Below are 16258 nucleotides of genomic sequence, written 5' to 3'. Positions count from 1 at the left end.
AGTGCACATTAGTATACTGGTACATTCACCCAGGGTAACTTTCTATTTTGGTTATTCTAGCTTGAGTAATGACACCATTTTTTCTAATTCACCCATTCAATAATTCTTTATTCACACTCCTGATTATAAAAAACAAAAAATTATAACGAAAATTAAAAAAAATGGCATAGCCTTTAGCAAAAAACATCATTGCATTCATTAGGCTACTTTTTATAACCAATTCTCTACTGGATTACCCGTTAACAATACAACATTAATTATGTGTCATTAATAATGAAAGTTGCATATTACTCCATTTCAATGGTGGCCACAAAAACACTATCCGGATCGTCAGGCATATAATATATAATGGCAGTATTCTCTCGCATAATTTTTATCAAGTTTTGTGGTGATAAAAATTTCTTCACTGAGACTTGTACTGGGCCAGATTGAGACTCAAATGACAATATCATCTTCATCTTTGTATTCCCAGTACCACTAGCACCTACTTTTTCCATACTTAAAACTTTAGCTTCTACCCTGACACCATCTTTTTTAAATTTATCGTATTTTTCACCGGTGCTATAGCAATAATAAACGACTCCGCAAATTATTATAGAAGCTAAAATCATCGTACCTAAAACTGACAGAAACATTGTTTATTTATCCTATGGTGAAAAGCTCATCGAAATAAGCCCTGATATCCGATTTAGCTAAACTTAATTTATTTCCTGACCTAAATCTTACATCCCCATCAGATAAGACAATATTTTTTAACTATCTACAACATTATGAGCTATTATCAAGTCTGAAAGCCCATCAGAAATACCTGCAATCGAAATTTGAGTGCCTTTTACATTGCCAGACAAAAACGAGCCTCTATTTCTACACTGGCAGTATTTTTTATAATTATTTTATTTGGTAAAGTTATCAAAATCTCACTGGTAACAGTAGCAATGGAAAGGACGACATCAATTATCAACGGAGCATCAGTCAGTAGACTTATGATTTTTCCTTTTCAATCTGATAAAAATAACATTATTAAAAAACAAACCCAAAAAGTCATTTAGCCAGTCATATCAGTTACCACAGTGTTTATTCAATCATTCATTTGCATTAACTTTTGGTTGTTATCCTTAGTAAAGACTAGTTTAGTTATTTTATTTTACCCCCTCACCAAATTAAGCCCAACTGATAGCAGTTAAGATTAATAAAAACCATGTTTAAAGTTTTTCCAACAAACATTAATTTACAGTTAAATCTTAACCTTTTTATTAAATTTCAATGATTTGATTGCCATTCATATGAAGTCTACTTTGTCTTCTGAATGATACATTAGCATTAACCCTATATCCCTCTTTCATAAAAAAACCTGACATATATTTAAACACCATAATCATGAGTTCATCATGCAAAATAGCCCTAAAAACCTCTGATGTAAGTATTGTTAATATAACAACTCACAATAGAGGCCATATAACATGAATTGATTTAGCACGGTATAAATTAGCTTACGTTTATAATGATATTTTTGAGTTTTTTACGTCCCCCTTTTTATAACCAATCATAATTTCATTCCCAGCCATATACTTATTTGATTCGTTTCTCTTAACAGTTATTATTTCACTTTTTGTTACAGAGAAGCCATCTTTAGTTACGAACTCATAATTCACCTTTAACCTATCACTATCCATAACCTGATCCAGGTAGTCTACTTTTTTAATTTTTGCATTAGCATAAACTATTTCATTTAGTGTCTTATCAGAGGTAAACTTATTTTTCACCTCTTTAATAATGGAGAAGATGATTACACAACCTAACACTGAAAATATAATAGTATGAATGGCTCGAGGGAAACTTGAAAAATCAAACATTAAAAACTCCTAGTTGAACATTTGTAGAGCTGCGTTTTTTATCGCTATAGTTACAGTAGTGGCTTCACCAGATCCGACCCTAAATTTGAAGCCTTTATTGTAAAAAATAACAACCGGATTGTTTTCCATTTTAAAACCAGTCATACCAAAATTCGAAGCGGTGAAGGAAGCGGCCGTTCCTGTAAATGCAACTTGCTTTCCTTTCCACTCAACAGCCCACGGGGTATCAATGTTAACTTCATCAGAACTTTTGATCGTTATTTTATTAGGTGAAGTAATCATGGCCTCACCAGTAACAATTTCCTGCGTCCAACCACCAAGAATTTTAGTGGTAACACCACCGACGACTTTATTATGTTGCCCACCAGAGTTAATAGTTAAATTATCGCCATTCTGAATTACTGTGTTACGCCCGCCAGAATTAACATCTGTGTTTAAATCCCCGTCTTCAATAGTTGTGTCTTGATTTCCCTGAGAAATGCGCGTTTTCTGATCACCAGTGATTTCGTTAAGTTCACCTTTACTGCTAATAGTCAGGTGACGCCCTTCTTTTATGTTTACAACCTCACTATTATTAAAGTTTTTCAGCTCAACATCGTCAACCGTCGTTGTGCGCTTCTGCTTGTAGTGGAAAGTTGCATCGCCAGTGATCTCATCGCTTTGATCTTTGCCGATCTTTGTCGTGCGGCAACCGTCTATTGATACGGTCTTGTCATTCTCCACCGAAATGTTCATGTCTTTTTCAGCATGCATATTAAGCAGCTCACCGCCCGGCTTGTCCTCAAAGAACAGGAAGCTGGCGTTGTCATTATGGCCATCTTTACTGCGCGTCATAAAGCCCATGCGTGTGGCGTCTTCGGGAAGGTTCCAGGGTGGCATACTCGCTTCGTTATATACGCGCCCGGTAATTATCGGGCGGTCAGGATCACCGTTGATAAAGTCTACAACAACTTCATCACCAACGCGCGGGATCTGCACGCCGCCGAAGCCCTGGCCCGCCCACGCGCTCGACACCCGCACCCAGCACGAGCTCGTGTCGTCGCCCTTCGCCAGGCGGTCCCAGTGGAACTTCACCTTCACCCGGCCGTAGCGGTCCGTCCAGATTGACTCTCCCGCCGGGCCCACCACCTTCGCCGTCTGCGGGCCGTGCGTCTTCGGCCACGCCGTCGACGGCTCCGCCCGGTACGTCACCGACGACGGCAGCACCGTGAACGCGATGTTGTGCCGCGCACCGCCGCCGCCGCTCGCGTACTCGTTTTCCTCGAAGTCGTACCGCGCCGACGTCACCAGGTACTCACCGTTGTCGCTGAAGTGCGGCGCGTTCACGATGCCGAACCGGTACCCCGGCGCGATGCCCGTCGCCGTCCCCGTTCCGCTCACGCTGTGGTGCGCAACCTGCCACACCTCCTGGCGGATGCGCGTGTAAAACTCCCCGTGGCTGTGGTCGACAAAATGGCCCGGCCAGTCGTACACGTCCACCGCCCCCGGCACCGGCGACACCGGGTTCTGCCGCGCCTGCAGCATCCACGCGTTCGGCTTGCGGAAGTCGTAGTCGTCCGTGCTGTACATCCCCGGCGTCACGCTCTCGCACAGCGACCACTGGCTGATGCCCTCCTCCGTCACGCTCCCCCCCGACGCCGTCACGTGGTACGGTATCGTCTCGTAGCCCGCGAACGCCTCGTGCTGGTCCGCCCCGTCGCACAGCACCATCACGTGGCGCTCCGCCTCGTGGCGGAACCAGTAGTAAATCCCCTCCAGCTCCATCAGCCGGCTGATGAAGTCGAAGCTGCTCTCCTGGTACTGCACGCAGTACTCCCACACCCGGTAGCTGCTGCCCAGCCGCGTCTCCACGTTCACCCCGTTCTCCTGCAGCAGCGTCTGCACTATCTGCGGCACCGTCTGACCCTGGAATATCCGCAGGTTGCGGTCCCGGCGCATCGGCCACAGGTCCGGCTCCACCCGCAGCTGGTACACCGCGTAGCGCGTCCCGCTCAGCTCCTCGCTGCGCACCGCCACCCGCGTGATTTTCCCGTTGAGGTAGCGCGGCGACAGCAGGCTCTGCGTCGGCAGCGTGAACGTGACCGGCTGCCCCAGCAGCGCGTGCCGGTCGATGCGCGCGTCCGTGGCCAGCAGCTCGGCGTTCAGCTCAAACGACTGCGACAGCGCCTCGGCGCCGGTGAGTTTCCAGAACAGCAGGCCGTCCATCGGCAGCTGCGCGGTGATGCGTGAGAACATAATAAATCCCTGATGATTAACTGTGTGGATCGAGCAACCAGACGCCTTCTTCGCTGATGGTCAGCGTTTGCTCGCGCGTGCCGCCCTGGCCGCTGATGGCAAAGGTATAATTGCCTGGCGCCAGCTGCAGCGCGGCAAAACCGTTAGCGGCAGGCACCAGCGCCTGCGGTTTGCCATTCACCTGGACGCGTTCGCCCTGCTGCAGCTTGATGTAAACCTGCGCAACCGGCTCCGGCGGCGGAACAGGCTGCGCCTCCGCTTCGCGCGGTTTTTCCGGCGTTACCGCTGCCGTTGCGGCTGGCGCTGACGGCGCTGAAGGTGAAACTGCCGGATCAGCAGCTGGCGCGCTGTTTTGCACCGTCTCTGCCGGCGCCACAGGCTCATCGCCCCCGGACATCAGCAGCCCCACGCACAATCCTACCAGCACGCCCGCGGCCACCAGCCCCGGCAGCGCAAAGCGATGGCGCAGCAAAGATTTCACCGGCGAAAGCGTTTCAGCTTCGTTCGCCTCTTCCACCGGCACCAGCATGGTGCCCGGCCCGCTGATTTTGGCGCTCAGCAGCGGTTCCGGTTCGCGCTCTGGCAGCGCCATCAGCCCGGCAAAGGCATCAATATCCTGCGGCCGATCTTCCGGTTTGAGCGCCAGCGCGCGGTCCACCGCCGTCAGCAATGCCTGGGAGTAGCCCGGCAGGCGGCGCGCGGCCAGCGGCTGGTAGTTATCTTCGATGCTGCGCACCACGCTCACCGGCGGTGGCGCCCCGGTGATCAGCGTGTGCAGCACCGCGCCCAGCGCGTAAATATCCGTCCACGCGCCCTGTTCGCTTTCGTCGTTATCGCTGTATTGCTCGATGGGCGCATAGCCCGGACGCAGCATGGTTTCGCTCTCATCCGACAGGTTGCCAATGGTTTTACGCGCGGAGCCAAAATCCAGCAGCACCGGCTCGCCGCTGCTCTGAATCTGGATGTTATCCAGCGAGATATCACGGTGCAGGTAACCGGCGTCGTGGATGGTTTTGATCGCACCCAGCAGCGGTGGCAGCAGGCGACGAATCCAGGCTTCATCCACCAGCTGCGGATTGCGCTCGCGCAGGTTCGATAAGGTGGTGCCGCTGTAAAACACCGTGCCCATGTAAGCGGTGTCGTTCTGCACCCAGAAACGCAGTACGTGCAGCAGATTAGGATGGTTGAAGCGGGCCAGCAGGCGCGCCTCCTGAATAAAGCTATTCAGCCCGGCATGAAAGGTTTTGCTGAAGCGTTCGCTGCGCAGCACCAGATTCAGGTCATCGCTGCGCACCGCCAGCGAAGCCGGCATAAACTCTTTGATGGCGATATCACGCTCCAGCTGATGATCCCAGGCACGATAAACAATGCCAAAGCCGCCACCACCGATCACTTCTTTAATTTCAAACTCATTGAAACGGTAACCCACCGGCAGAGCGTTGGGTACATTGAGGGGATTATCGTGTTCCGACATTTTCGAAAACTCTCTGATCACTAACGGCTTTAGACATCGAACTGGCAAACAAACTCGCCCTGCTCACAGCGTACCTGCACGCGACGATAGCGTTCATCGCGGGCGTGGGCGCTGAGCAGCATCTGGCTCATCTGCGGCAACAGGGTATTGGTAAGGATGGCGTCGACCATGCGGCCACCGGACTCCACTTCCGTGCAGCGCTGCACGATCTGGCTGATGACCGAATCGTCAATCTGCGCGCTGATGCCGTGGTTGTCGGCGAGGCGCTGAACAATACGTCCCAGCTGCAGCCGGACGATTTCCGCCAGCATCGCGTCGCTCAGCGGGTAATACGGCACCACCAGCAGGCGCCCCAGCAGCGCCGGCGGGAACACCTCCAGCAGCGGTTTGCGCAGTGCGGTGCTCAGCGCTTCCGGATCCGGCATCAGCTCCGGATCGGCGCACATCGCGCTGATCAGCTGCGTACCGACGTTGGAGGTCAGGATAATGATGGTGTTACGGAAGTCGATATGGCGCCCTTCGCCATCCTCCATCCAGCCTTTATCGAACACCTGGAAGAACAGTTCGTGCACATCCGGATGCGCCTTCTCAATCTCATCCAGCAGCACCACGCTGTAGGGACGACGCCGCACCGCTTCGGTCAGCACGCCGCCTTCGCCATAGCCCACGTAGCCCGGCGGTGCGCCTTTCAGGGTGGAAACGGTGTGGGCTTCCTGAAACTCGCTCATGTTGATGGTGATGATGTTCTGCTCGCCGCCGTACAGCGACTCGGCCAGCGCCAGCGCGGTTTCGGTTTTGCCGACGCCGGAGGGACCGCACAGCATAAAGACGCCGACCGGTTTGTTCGGATTGTCGAGGCGCGCGCGTGAGGTGCGCACGCGTTTGGCGATCAGATCGAGACCGTGCCGCTGGCCAATCACGCGCTGGTTGAGCGTATCGGCGAGATTAAGCACCGCGTCGATTTCGTTTTTCACCATGCGCCCCAGCGGAATCCCGGTCCAGTCTGCGACCACGGCGGCCACCACGCTGGCATCCACGGCGGCAAACAGCAGCGGCGCTTCGCCCTGCACCTGCTGCAGCTGCCGTTGCGTCGCGTCCAGCTCATCGCGCAGCGCGGCTTCGCCCTCCGTCACGCAGCGCGCCCGCAGCGCAATCAGCTGATCGACCAGTTCACGCTCCTGCTGCCAGCGCTGCTGCAACGCATCGCGCTCGGTTTCCAGCGTCGCGCGCTGGGCGGCAACCGCCTGCGAACGCGCCGCATCGCCCAGCCCGACTTTGCTTTCGCGCGCAATGATCTCCGCTTCAATCTCCAGCGCGGCCAGACGGTGCAGGCAATCTTCCAGTGCCGCAGGCTGTGCGCCCTGGCTCACCGCTACGCGTGCGCAGGCGGTATCCAGCAGCGCCACCGCTTTGTCCGGCAGCTGGCGCGCCGGAATGTAACGATGCGACAGCTTCACCGCCGCGCTGACTGCCTCATCCAGCAGCAGTACCTGATGGTGCTTCTCCAGCGCGCTGACGGTGCTACGCAGCATCAGAATCGCTTTGGCTTCATCCGGCTCCTGCACCTGCACGGTCTGGAAACGACGCGTCAGCGCCGGATCTTTCTCAATGTACTTTTTGTATTCGGCCCAGGTGGTGGCACCGATGGTGCGCAGCTGGCCGCGCGCCAGTGCCGGTTTCAGCAGGTTGGCGGCATCGCCGGTGCCCTGCTGGCCGCCGGCACCGACCAGCGTGTGGATCTCGTCAACGAACAGCACAATCGGCGTCGGGCTGGACTGCACTTCATTAATCAGCGCCTGCAGGCGCGCTTCAAACTCGCCTTTCATGCCGGCACCGGCCTGCAGCATGCCGATATCGAGCAGCCACAGCTGCACATCGCGCAGCGGAGCCGGTACGTCGCCAGCGGCAATACGCAGCGCCAGGCCTTCAACCACCGCGGTTTTGCCAACACCCGCTTCGCCGGTCAGCAGCGGGTTGTTCTGCCGGCGACGCATCAGAATATCCACCATCTGGCGGATCTCTTCATCACGGCCGGTGACCGGATCGATGCGTCCTTCGCGTGCGCGCGCGGTGAGATCCTGCGCGTACTGCGCCAGCGTGCTGGTGCTGGCTGCCGGTGCGGCACTCTCGGTGCCCGGCTGTGCCACCAGCGCCTGCTGTGCCTCTTTACTGCTGGCGAGCAGCGTGTCGAACTGCTCCAGCAGCGCATCAGCATTGATACGGCCAAACTGGCCGGAGATGCCTTTCAGCACGCTGGCGAGGTTGAAGGTTTTGAGCATGCCAATCAGCAGATGGCCGCCGCGAATGCGCGTCGCACCGTACTTCAGCGAGGCGTAGACCCAGGCGCGCTCGACGGCGCTGTCGATGTGTTCGGCGAGATCGGAAACCGCGCTCGCACCGCGCGGCAGGCGGTCGAGCGCCGCGACGATATCCCGCGTCAGCGCGTTTTCATCCAGTGAAAAATGGCTGATCACCCGCTGTAAGTCGCCATCCTGCTGCTGCATCAGCTGGTGCAGCCAGTGCACCAGCTCAACATAAGGATTGCCGCGCAGTTTACAAAAGGCGGTGGCGCTTTCCAGCGAGGTAAATAACAGCGTATCCAGTTTGCCGAATAACACGGCACGGCTGATTTCTGACATATCGGGTCTCTTTAATGAAAGAAGCAGGCTGTGTAACAGGGAAAAGCGATTGGGCTAGCTTGCGGCTGCCTCAACCTCAAACATGAAATCTTCGCGATCCTGCGGCTGTGGCGCGTGTCCCAGCCAGCTGGTGTAGCCCAGCCGGGCATTGCCTCCCAGCGTGACGCTTTGCACCTCTTCCGCCGCCAGGATCAGGCTGAGGTCCCACTGCATCTCGATGCCGAGATAGTGACGCACCCAGTCGCGCACTTCGCGTGCGCCCGGCGCATCCGGCAGAAAGTGGGCATACTGCTGCGCGCTCAGCGGACCGAGCCGCAGGCGAAAACGGTGCTGCACATCGCGCACCGCCACGCCAAGGAACGCCGATTCGCCCAGCCGCGGCATCTGGCGTCCGGCTCCCAGCCGCGCCTGATCGCGCGCGTCCAGCGTCAGCCACTGCGGCACGTTCTGTGCCAGCTGCACCGGTACGCCAAAGTAGTGACGAAGAATGCGTACCAGCCCTTCAGCGTCGTGACCGTGGCGGCTAAGATGGCCGACCAGCATCAGCCGCGCATGCAGGCTGAGCGAACTGGCTTGCTGCTGCGCCGGTAAACCGATGCCGGCCAGACAGGCAAGGTAATCGACAAAGCGGCGGTTATCGGCGCGATCCAGCGAGACGGCCGGCTGCGCATCGGCCCAGGCGCGATAAAACAGCAGCGTGGCGCGATGGTGAAAGATGTCGGCAAATGCCGCCAGGCTGTGATCCTGATGGTGCACGATGCGCTCGTGCACATATTCCGTCAGGTGGGTCGGTAGCGGACCGTTGGGGCCAAACAGGCCAAAGCTGTATATCGCCACGTCATGGCGCGCGTCCTCTGCGCGCGGCTGCACGCTGGCCAGCGTTGCCGGGGCAAACGCCAGCGACGGTTGCTGACCAATGCGCAGCGCTTCGAACTTCGGCAGCGGCGCGCGTCCCAGCGGATAGCGCTGGCCGCCCTGCGCATCCAGCCGGCGCAGCAGCTGAAACAGATCGTAGCGCCACGGTGCCGCCATCACTGCCTGCCAGAAATCGTCCGGCAGCCGCTGGGCGCGCTGCAGCGGAATGATCTGCGCCTCGCTCATAGCAGCGCCTTCCTGCCCATGCGCGGCGGCCAGTAGCCCACCTCGCCGCGCTGCTGGCTGTTGAGGGTGAATTCGGTAAAGCTATTCAGCGCCACCAGCCGGCTGCACACGCGTTCCAGCACGCTGCCGAGCAGCCACGGGCTGGCACCGGAAAACGCCTGTTCGTCGACCTCCAGCGTGATGCTGACGCCGCGCGCAAACACCACCGGGCCCGGTTCCGGCACCCGGCGATTGACCGCGCTAAGCTGGCAGTGGCGAATACCGTCAATCTGGCGCGCCACCGCCGCTTCGGCGAGATTAGCGTACAGGCTCAGCAGCTGGCGCAGCGCGGCGGCGCCCTGACCGTCGCTGCTGTCCATCAGGCTCAGGTAGTTCATCTGCAGGTGGCTGATCAGACGCCACGCGGAGAGCCCTTCGGCCAGCGCCGGACGCGGCGGCGTCGGGCCTTTACACAACTTCAGCTGCCCGACCGGGATCGAATCCGGCATGACGAAATTGCCCTGCTCCTGCTGCAACAGCATCAGCGGCAGATCGCGGCTGGTGCAGAGCACGTCTGCCGACAGGTAGCGCATGTCGTCGCGCCACGGCGTGTGATGCTCATCCACCAGCGACAAAAATACTTCCGAGCCGATATAGCCGGTGCGCGTGCCGTAACGCTGCGCCTGCTCAGACAGCGTGCGCTGCTCGCGGCGTAGCGAGAAATAGGCACCGTAATCGCCGTCGTCGCCGCTGAAGGTGCTCCAGAACGGGCGGAATATCTGCTCTTCGCGCTTGCCCTCAATGGTGGCGAACAACCGCTGCACCGAGTGCACTTCGTAGTCCAGCGGCCGGATGTTATCCACCACCAGATGATATTCGTGCTGGCTGTCGCTGACCTTCAGGCGCTCGGCCGTTTTGGGAAACAGGTTGATCACCGGCGTGCAGTGCAATGCCAGATGGCTGCTGTCCACCACGCTTTCCAGCGCGCTGTCAGCCTTATCCAGCAGGATGATAATGTCGAATTCCTGCGCGTTATCGCAGCGGCGCAGAAACGGTGCCAGCTGGCTCAGGCTGATGAACTGGAAGCGCGCCGGAAAGGCAAAATACTCCTGCAGCAGCCGGTAGCCGTCGAAGTTACGCAGATCGTCCGGCAGCAGCGCCTGCTCTGGCGCAAAGCCTTCCTGCTGTAACGCTTCATCCGGCAGCATCTGGCGCAGCGGTTTCTGTTCGACCGATTGCAGCACGATGCCGACGCGGTGCTGTATCAGCAGCTCCAGCAGTTTCTGCGCCTGAATGTCCGGGCCGCTGAGATACAGCATTAAATCGGCGACATTCAGCTGGCTGAGCGACGAGATGCCTTCGCAGGCGATACGCACGCGCAGCGCGCTGGCGGCACCGCGACCGCTGAGCTTCAGTTCGCCCAGCGGCAGATCGCCCGGCACGCCGCCGAGTGAAACGTCGCTGATGCGCAGCGGATGCAGCGTGACATCGTGCGCCGTGGTGTAGCTGCAGGTTACGCCGCTTTTTTTCAGGTGCTGGCTCTCCATCATGGTGCCGCGCGGCACGTGGAAGCCATTGCTGATGTCGCCTTTGCGGCTGTCCGGCGTGAGCTGTGCAATCGCCATCGACGGCGTAGGTGACAGATAAGACGGCGCAATCATCTCCAGCAGCCGCTGCGAAAAGCGCGGGAACTCGGCGTCCATTTTGAGCTGCACGCGCGACGTGAGGAAAGCAAAGCCCTCCATCAGCCGCTCAACGTAAGGATCGGCGACTTCGATGCCGCGCATTCCCAGCCGCCCGGCGACTTTCGGATAGCGCGCAGCGAACTCCGCGCCCAGCTCACGCAGATAGGCCAGTTCGCGGTTGTAGTAGTCGAGCAGTTTGCTGTCCATGATTAACCTGCATCCAGTAGTTCAAAATGACCGCTTTCCAGATCAACCTGGGTGCGGAACAGAAACTCCAGCGGATAAGGCACGCACCACAGGCGGCCTTTTATTTCAATCGATAACACGTTATGCAGGCTGAGCGACTTCAGATCGCTGACGCAGCGTACCTGCAGCCCCTGCGGCAGAATGCGTGGCTCGAAATGCAGAATGGCATCGGTCATTTTGCGCTGCATATCCTGCCATTCGATGTCGGAGATGTTCTGTCCGGCCAGCGGCGCCACGCCAAAATTCCACACCGAGCGCTGCACTTCACCAAAGGCGCTGAGATCCTGCTGGGCTTCGTTGTTGATGGTGTTGAACAGCCACTGCAGATCGCGCAGCACGTGGCGGCGCAGCGTGCTGTGGGAAATCAGCGTGGTGTTGCTGGCTTCGCTCTGCTTGTCCGGCGCGTTGTCAGTCAGACGATCGAGTAACGAGGATTGCAGCTTGTCGCGCGCGGTTAGCGCATCGCGATTTTTACGCGCGCGGAAACCGCCATGCAGCTGGGCATAGCCATCGTTGTGCGAGCTGTTATCACGGCTCATCGCTGCCGCCTGGCTGGAACGCCAGCTGCTGCAGCGTCAGCTGCGGATACTCGCCGCTGTCGCTCAGCCACAGCTTCTGGCCGTGGCCGGTAAACTGGCTGTCATCGTGGCCCAGCGGCTGCCATTCCGTAACGCTGGCGCGCAGGTAACACTCATCCGCCCCCGGCAGCAGCGGATAGCGCACCGGGATCTGGCAAATCTGCTCGCTGCCATCCACCAGCTGCACGCGCGTATGGCGCCAGACCAAATCGGTCACGCTGGCGGGTGCCTGAAATTCCATCTCGCGGATCGCGGCGAACGGAATCCAGTAATAGCGGCCGTTGGCGATGGCTTCGCACACCGGCCCGAAGCGGCTGTCGCCGTCCATCAGCCACGCGAAGTCTGTCGTCTGTTCCTGCTGCTGCAGCTGGCCCGGATTGGCTTCGGCCTGCGCCAGCGCGGCGGCACGTTGCTCCGCACCCAGCGCGAAGTCACCGCGGATGTCGGCGGTCAGCGCAGCCAGCAGGCTTTCACACCACGCCCACGCGCTGCCCGGCAGTTGCGGCTGCGCCTCGCCGCGCAGTACCGCTTCACGCTGCTGCTCACCGGCAATGGCCTGCTGCAGTAAGTTGACGGTCGGCTGCGCCTGGGGCGTCAGCGCCAGCCACGATTGCAGCTGGGTTTGCGCGCGCGTCCAGTTACCCGCCAGGCACAGCAGCTGCACAAACGCCGCGCGCAGGTCGGCATTGGCCGGGCTGGCCTGAATCTGGCGGGTGATATCGGCGAGGTTCTCGGCCAGTGAGGCACTGGCCAGGCGCGATTGTAACGACTCCATGCAAACTCCTTTTGCGTCAGTTAATGGTGCGATAAACCGCGGCGGCGGGATCTTTCAGCTCCGGATGCAGCTGCTCTACCAGCTGGACTTTCAGCGGTGCACTGGCGCTCAGCCACGGCGACCACACTTTGCGCACTTCCTGCAGCCGTGCGCGCAGTGCGCTCTCATCGGCGGCATCGCTGGCGGGCATCTGCACCACCACCTGATCCGGTGCCTGCCAGCCGTTGAACTGGCTGCTGAACGGCAGCACCAGCCAGCTGTCTGGCGACTTCTCGTTGCTCAGCACCATGCGTTCGCTGTTGACGGTAGTGATGCTGAGCTCGGCGCTCTGCTGTTTGTTATTCAGGCCGGCAATCGGGAAGCCCTGCAGGAACGTCACCACTACGCTTTTCGCCGCGCCGTTGCCCATCTGCGTCAGGCTGCTGCGGCCGCTCAGCCAGCCATCCTGACCGCAGCTCAGCCCCTGTTTTGACGGCACGAACAGCGCGCTGGTCTGCGCCGGATGCTGCCACCAGGTGCGGAAGTGACAGCCGTCGAGCAGGCTGAACTGCAGCCACGGCGTGGTATCGGCCTGCGGCGAGTTGAGCACCGGCGCGGCAGGGGCAACCGCAGCGGTCTCAGGCGGCTGCACGGGCGCGGGCGGCGGCGTTACCACCGTTTGCCACTGCTGCGCTTTGGCCGCGCTGCCGCTGGCGATCGGGTTGCCGTCATCATCATTGAGCGCCCAGTTGAGCTGCTGCAGCGCTTTACACTGCGATGCCATCAGCCCGGCGACGCGCGGCAGAAAATCCTCCAGCGCCGCGACGTTTTTCGCGCCGTGGGTGACGATGCGCAGATCAACATTGCGCTTACACCAGCTCGCCAGCTGGTTATCTTTCACGTTATCAATCCAGACATCCAGTTTCTGTGCCGGGGACTGCACGATGCGATAGTTCTCAGCAAATGCGTGCGTGCTGAGCAGCAGCGCAGCCAGACCCAGTAATCCATGTTTCATGTTGGCGTTCTCAATCTCGAAGAGGGAAAAACTGCGCCGCTTCGGACAGCGAGTGCAGTAAGGTGGTGTCCTGCGGTGAGCCAATCCAGACGGCCAGCGCGCTGAAGTTATCCTGCTGACCATTATCCGGCTGACCGTTGCGGATGATTTGCTGCATCAGCGTCAGCCACTCTTCCGGCGTATTGACCATGTGCAGCGACTGCTGCATCTGCTCCAGCGTCACGCCGTGCCAGAAGCCATCGGTGCACAGTAAAAAGGCGTCGCCGTCTTCTATTTCCACCACATCGCTGTAGCTGGCGTCGCGCTGCTCATCGCCCATGCCGAGGGCAAAATAGAGCAGGTTACTGTTGATACCTTCGGTCTGGTGACCGGCATCTTTCATCTGCTGCACCAGGCTATGGTCGGTAGTCACGTGGTAGAGGTAGCCGCGGCGAAACAGATACAGCCGGCTGTCGCCCGCGTGCGCCCAGTAGGCCAGCTCGTAGTCACGGTCGACAAACAGGCTGACCAGCGTGGTGCCCATGCGGCTGTGCTCGCTGCTGGCTTTCTGCTGCTGGCGAATCGCGTGATTCGCGTGGTTGACGTAGTTGCGAATCGACTGCGCATCCAGGTGCGCGTTACCGTCGAACGCCTCCATCAGGCTGCTGCGCGCGATGCGGGCGGCCACGTCGCCGCCGGGAAATCCTGCTACGCCGTCGCACACCACGAAGCAGGCTGAGCGTTCGCCGATTACCTCACCGGTTTGATCCTGATTGCTGGCGCGGTCGCCCTGATTCGACGTGGAAGCAATGGTGATATTCATGCGTCATCCGTGTGGGTTTGTGAATCTTTGTACTGATTAACTTCCAGGTCGTAGGCATGCAGGAAAGCTTCGCCGAACAGGGTATGGAAATCGTCCTCAATCTCGCCCGCCGTCTCGCCGTAGCGCTCAACAAAATGCTCCCACAGCGCGGCTTTGCGGCTGCCAGGCAGGCCGAGGCGCGACAGCGATCCCGCCTGGCGTGCTTCCTCTTCCAGCTGATCCGGATTAAAGGATTGCAGCATCGAAGCGATAATGGCGCGGATCCCGGCGATCATGCCGAGCTGATGCGCCTGCAGATCGATCAGCGCATCACGCACCGCCTGACGCGGCGGCATGAAGCCCGGCATGCGGCTGCCAAACATCTGCATCAGCACGGTTTTGCCGGACGGCAGCAGTTTGAACGGGTTGTTGGCGTCGTCGAGGATCACCGTCATATCCGCTTTAACGCCACGCTTAAGAATCGAGCGTGACGACAGCAGCGCAACGGTGCCCTGCGAGAACATGCTCAGCATCTGGCCAAACTGCAGCATCTGCTCGCGGTCGAACTGCGGCGTGGGCTGCAGATCGCGCAACCCCATGCCTTCCAGCAGTGCATCCAGCAGTTCGCCTTTCAGCGCGTCGCCGCTGCTGTGGCTGGCTGTCGCCTGACTGGCGGGTGCCGCGTTCTGATGGCTGGAAGCCACCGGATCGATACGTAGCCGCCCTTTCGGCGTCGGCGACGGTACACGTTGCACCGCCTGCGGCGTGGGCAGCGTAATGCCGCCGTAATCCATCTGCGGCGCGACCGTCTCTGGCTGCTCCGCCTGCGGTTCGATCAGCGGCGGCGTGGCCTGGGTTTCGGTGTCATCAAACAGTGGCGAACTGCTGAGATCCGCCAGCTCGACCGGTGCCGTCTCCGGCGAGGGTTCACTGGGCGTTTCCAGCTGGACGTCGGGCTGCGGCTGTACCGTCTGTGTCGGCGCAATCTCCGGCTGCGTCAGCGGAACCGCATTACCCATCATCAGGCCGAGCGGATCGTCGTGATTGCGCACGTCGCTGCTGCTCTGGCTGCCAAACAGGCTGAGCGGATCGAGCTCGGTAGCACTTTCGACCTGCGGCTGCGCGGCGGCATTCTGCTGCGCCGAAAGCGTGCTGGGGGTACGATCGTCGAAGATACTTTCCTGCGCGAACAGCGCATCGCCTTCATCGAACAGGCTGGTGTTTTTCGGCTGCTGGCCAATATCCAGCGGCGCATCGTTCACCAGCTGAGCCAGCGGATCCTCCGGATTGCGATCGAGGCTGGCCGGCGCGGTGAGCGGATTGGCCTCCGGCAGCACCTCGGCCGCTGCTTTGCGCTTCGACAGATCGTCGGAGATCGAAAACTCTTTGGCGAGACTGTCCCAGATCTCGCTGGGGATCGCGGCGGTGCTGGCATCTTTTTCCGCCGGTGGCACATCAGCCATTACCGGAGCCTGCACCACCGGCTGCGGTGCCAGCGTGGCGGCCTGCGGCTGCTGCGCGCCGTTGAGATCGTTGACCAGCAGCTGGTAATCATCGATGCCCAGCACGTCGCCATCCTGTAATTCCACCTGACGCCCGCGCTCCAGCGGGATGTCATTGAGCAGCACGCGCGTCACGTTGCCCCGGTTGGTGAGGCGGCATTCGCCAGCGGCGGTGATGTGCACAATCGCCTGCAGGCGAGAAATGGTGCGATCGTCATCCGGCAGCACCAGATTGTTGTCTACTCCGCGGCCAATGGTGCCGCCGGGCGGCATAAAGTCACAGCGGGTTTGCGGCGGCTGGTGGCCGGGTTTAGTCGTTATTATCGTAAAGCGCATAACGGGTTCCTGCGGTTAGCGGTTCGGCATCTATATTGCGCGGCTCTCCGGGAAAGACGCGGAATATAGGAAGCGGGTAA

The 16258-nt window shown here is 58.5% G+C and carries 12 protein-coding genes; all 12 read right to left on the bottom strand.

Annotated features, from left to right (window positions below):
* Positions 1 to 287: 287 nt before the first annotated feature.
* Entirely contained in the window at positions 288 to 635 is a 348-nt protein-coding gene (locus tag C1N84_RS03230) for a DUF3592 domain-containing protein (RefSeq protein WP_058771638.1), read from the bottom strand.
* Between the two features lie 861 nt (positions 636 to 1496).
* Positions 1497 to 1853: a hypothetical protein gene (locus C1N84_RS03225; RefSeq protein ID WP_058771456.1), complete on the bottom strand. Its 357-nt coding sequence runs from the start codon at positions 1851 to 1853 to the stop codon at positions 1497 to 1499.
* Positions 1854 to 1862: 9 nt separating this feature from the next.
* Positions 1863 to 4088, bottom strand: a complete 2226-nt coding sequence (locus C1N84_RS03220; RefSeq protein WP_264441998.1) for a type VI secretion system Vgr family protein — start codon at positions 4086 to 4088, stop codon at positions 1863 to 1865.
* A gap of 16 nt (positions 4089 to 4104) precedes the next feature.
* Complete coding sequence (locus C1N84_RS03215) at positions 4105 to 5562, bottom strand: serine/threonine protein kinase (RefSeq protein WP_264441997.1); 1458 nt, start codon at positions 5560 to 5562, stop codon at positions 4105 to 4107.
* Between the two features lie 29 nt (positions 5563 to 5591).
* The gene (tssH, locus tag C1N84_RS03210; protein WP_264441996.1) at positions 5592 to 8201 is read right to left on the bottom strand and encodes a type VI secretion system ATPase TssH; all 2610 of its coding nucleotides are present in this window, start codon (positions 8199 to 8201) and stop codon (positions 5592 to 5594) included.
* 54 nt (positions 8202 to 8255) lie between these two features.
* Positions 8256 to 9302, bottom strand: coding sequence for a type VI secretion system baseplate subunit TssG (gene tssG / locus C1N84_RS03205; RefSeq protein ID WP_058771453.1), 1047 nt, complete (start codon positions 9300 to 9302; stop codon positions 8256 to 8258).
* Complete coding sequence (gene tssF, locus C1N84_RS03200) at positions 9299 to 11173, bottom strand: type VI secretion system baseplate subunit TssF (protein WP_238561526.1); 1875 nt, start codon at positions 11171 to 11173, stop codon at positions 9299 to 9301. Before tssF ends, tssG begins: the two co-directional genes overlap by 4 nt.
* A 2-nt stretch (positions 11174 to 11175) precedes the next feature.
* Entirely contained in the window at positions 11176 to 11751 is a 576-nt protein-coding gene (gene tssE / locus C1N84_RS03195) for a type VI secretion system baseplate subunit TssE (protein ID WP_021506795.1), read from the bottom strand.
* On the bottom strand, positions 11741 to 12565 hold the full coding sequence (locus C1N84_RS03190) for a type VI secretion system accessory protein TagJ (RefSeq protein WP_394541730.1): 825 nt from the start codon (positions 12563 to 12565) through the stop codon (positions 11741 to 11743). Before C1N84_RS03190 ends, tssE begins: the two co-directional genes overlap by 11 nt.
* A gap of 16 nt (positions 12566 to 12581) precedes the next feature.
* Positions 12582 to 13559, bottom strand: coding sequence for a hypothetical protein (locus C1N84_RS03185; protein WP_264441993.1), 978 nt, complete (start codon positions 13557 to 13559; stop codon positions 12582 to 12584).
* Positions 13560 to 13569: 10 nt separating this feature from the next.
* Positions 13570 to 14361, bottom strand: coding sequence for a PP2C family protein-serine/threonine phosphatase (locus tag C1N84_RS03180; protein ID WP_021506792.1), 792 nt, complete (start codon positions 14359 to 14361; stop codon positions 13570 to 13572).
* Complete coding sequence (gene tagH, locus C1N84_RS03175; protein ID WP_264441992.1) at positions 14358 to 16178, bottom strand: type VI secretion system-associated FHA domain protein TagH; 1821 nt, start codon at positions 16176 to 16178, stop codon at positions 14358 to 14360. Before tagH ends, C1N84_RS03180 begins: the two co-directional genes overlap by 4 nt.
* Positions 16179 to 16258 lie beyond the last annotated feature (80 nt).

This window comes from Pantoea sp. SGAir0418 (genome assembly GCF_043529865.1).
Note: the sequence above shows the minus strand (reverse complement) of the source record. Positions and strands in the feature narration are given on the sequence as shown.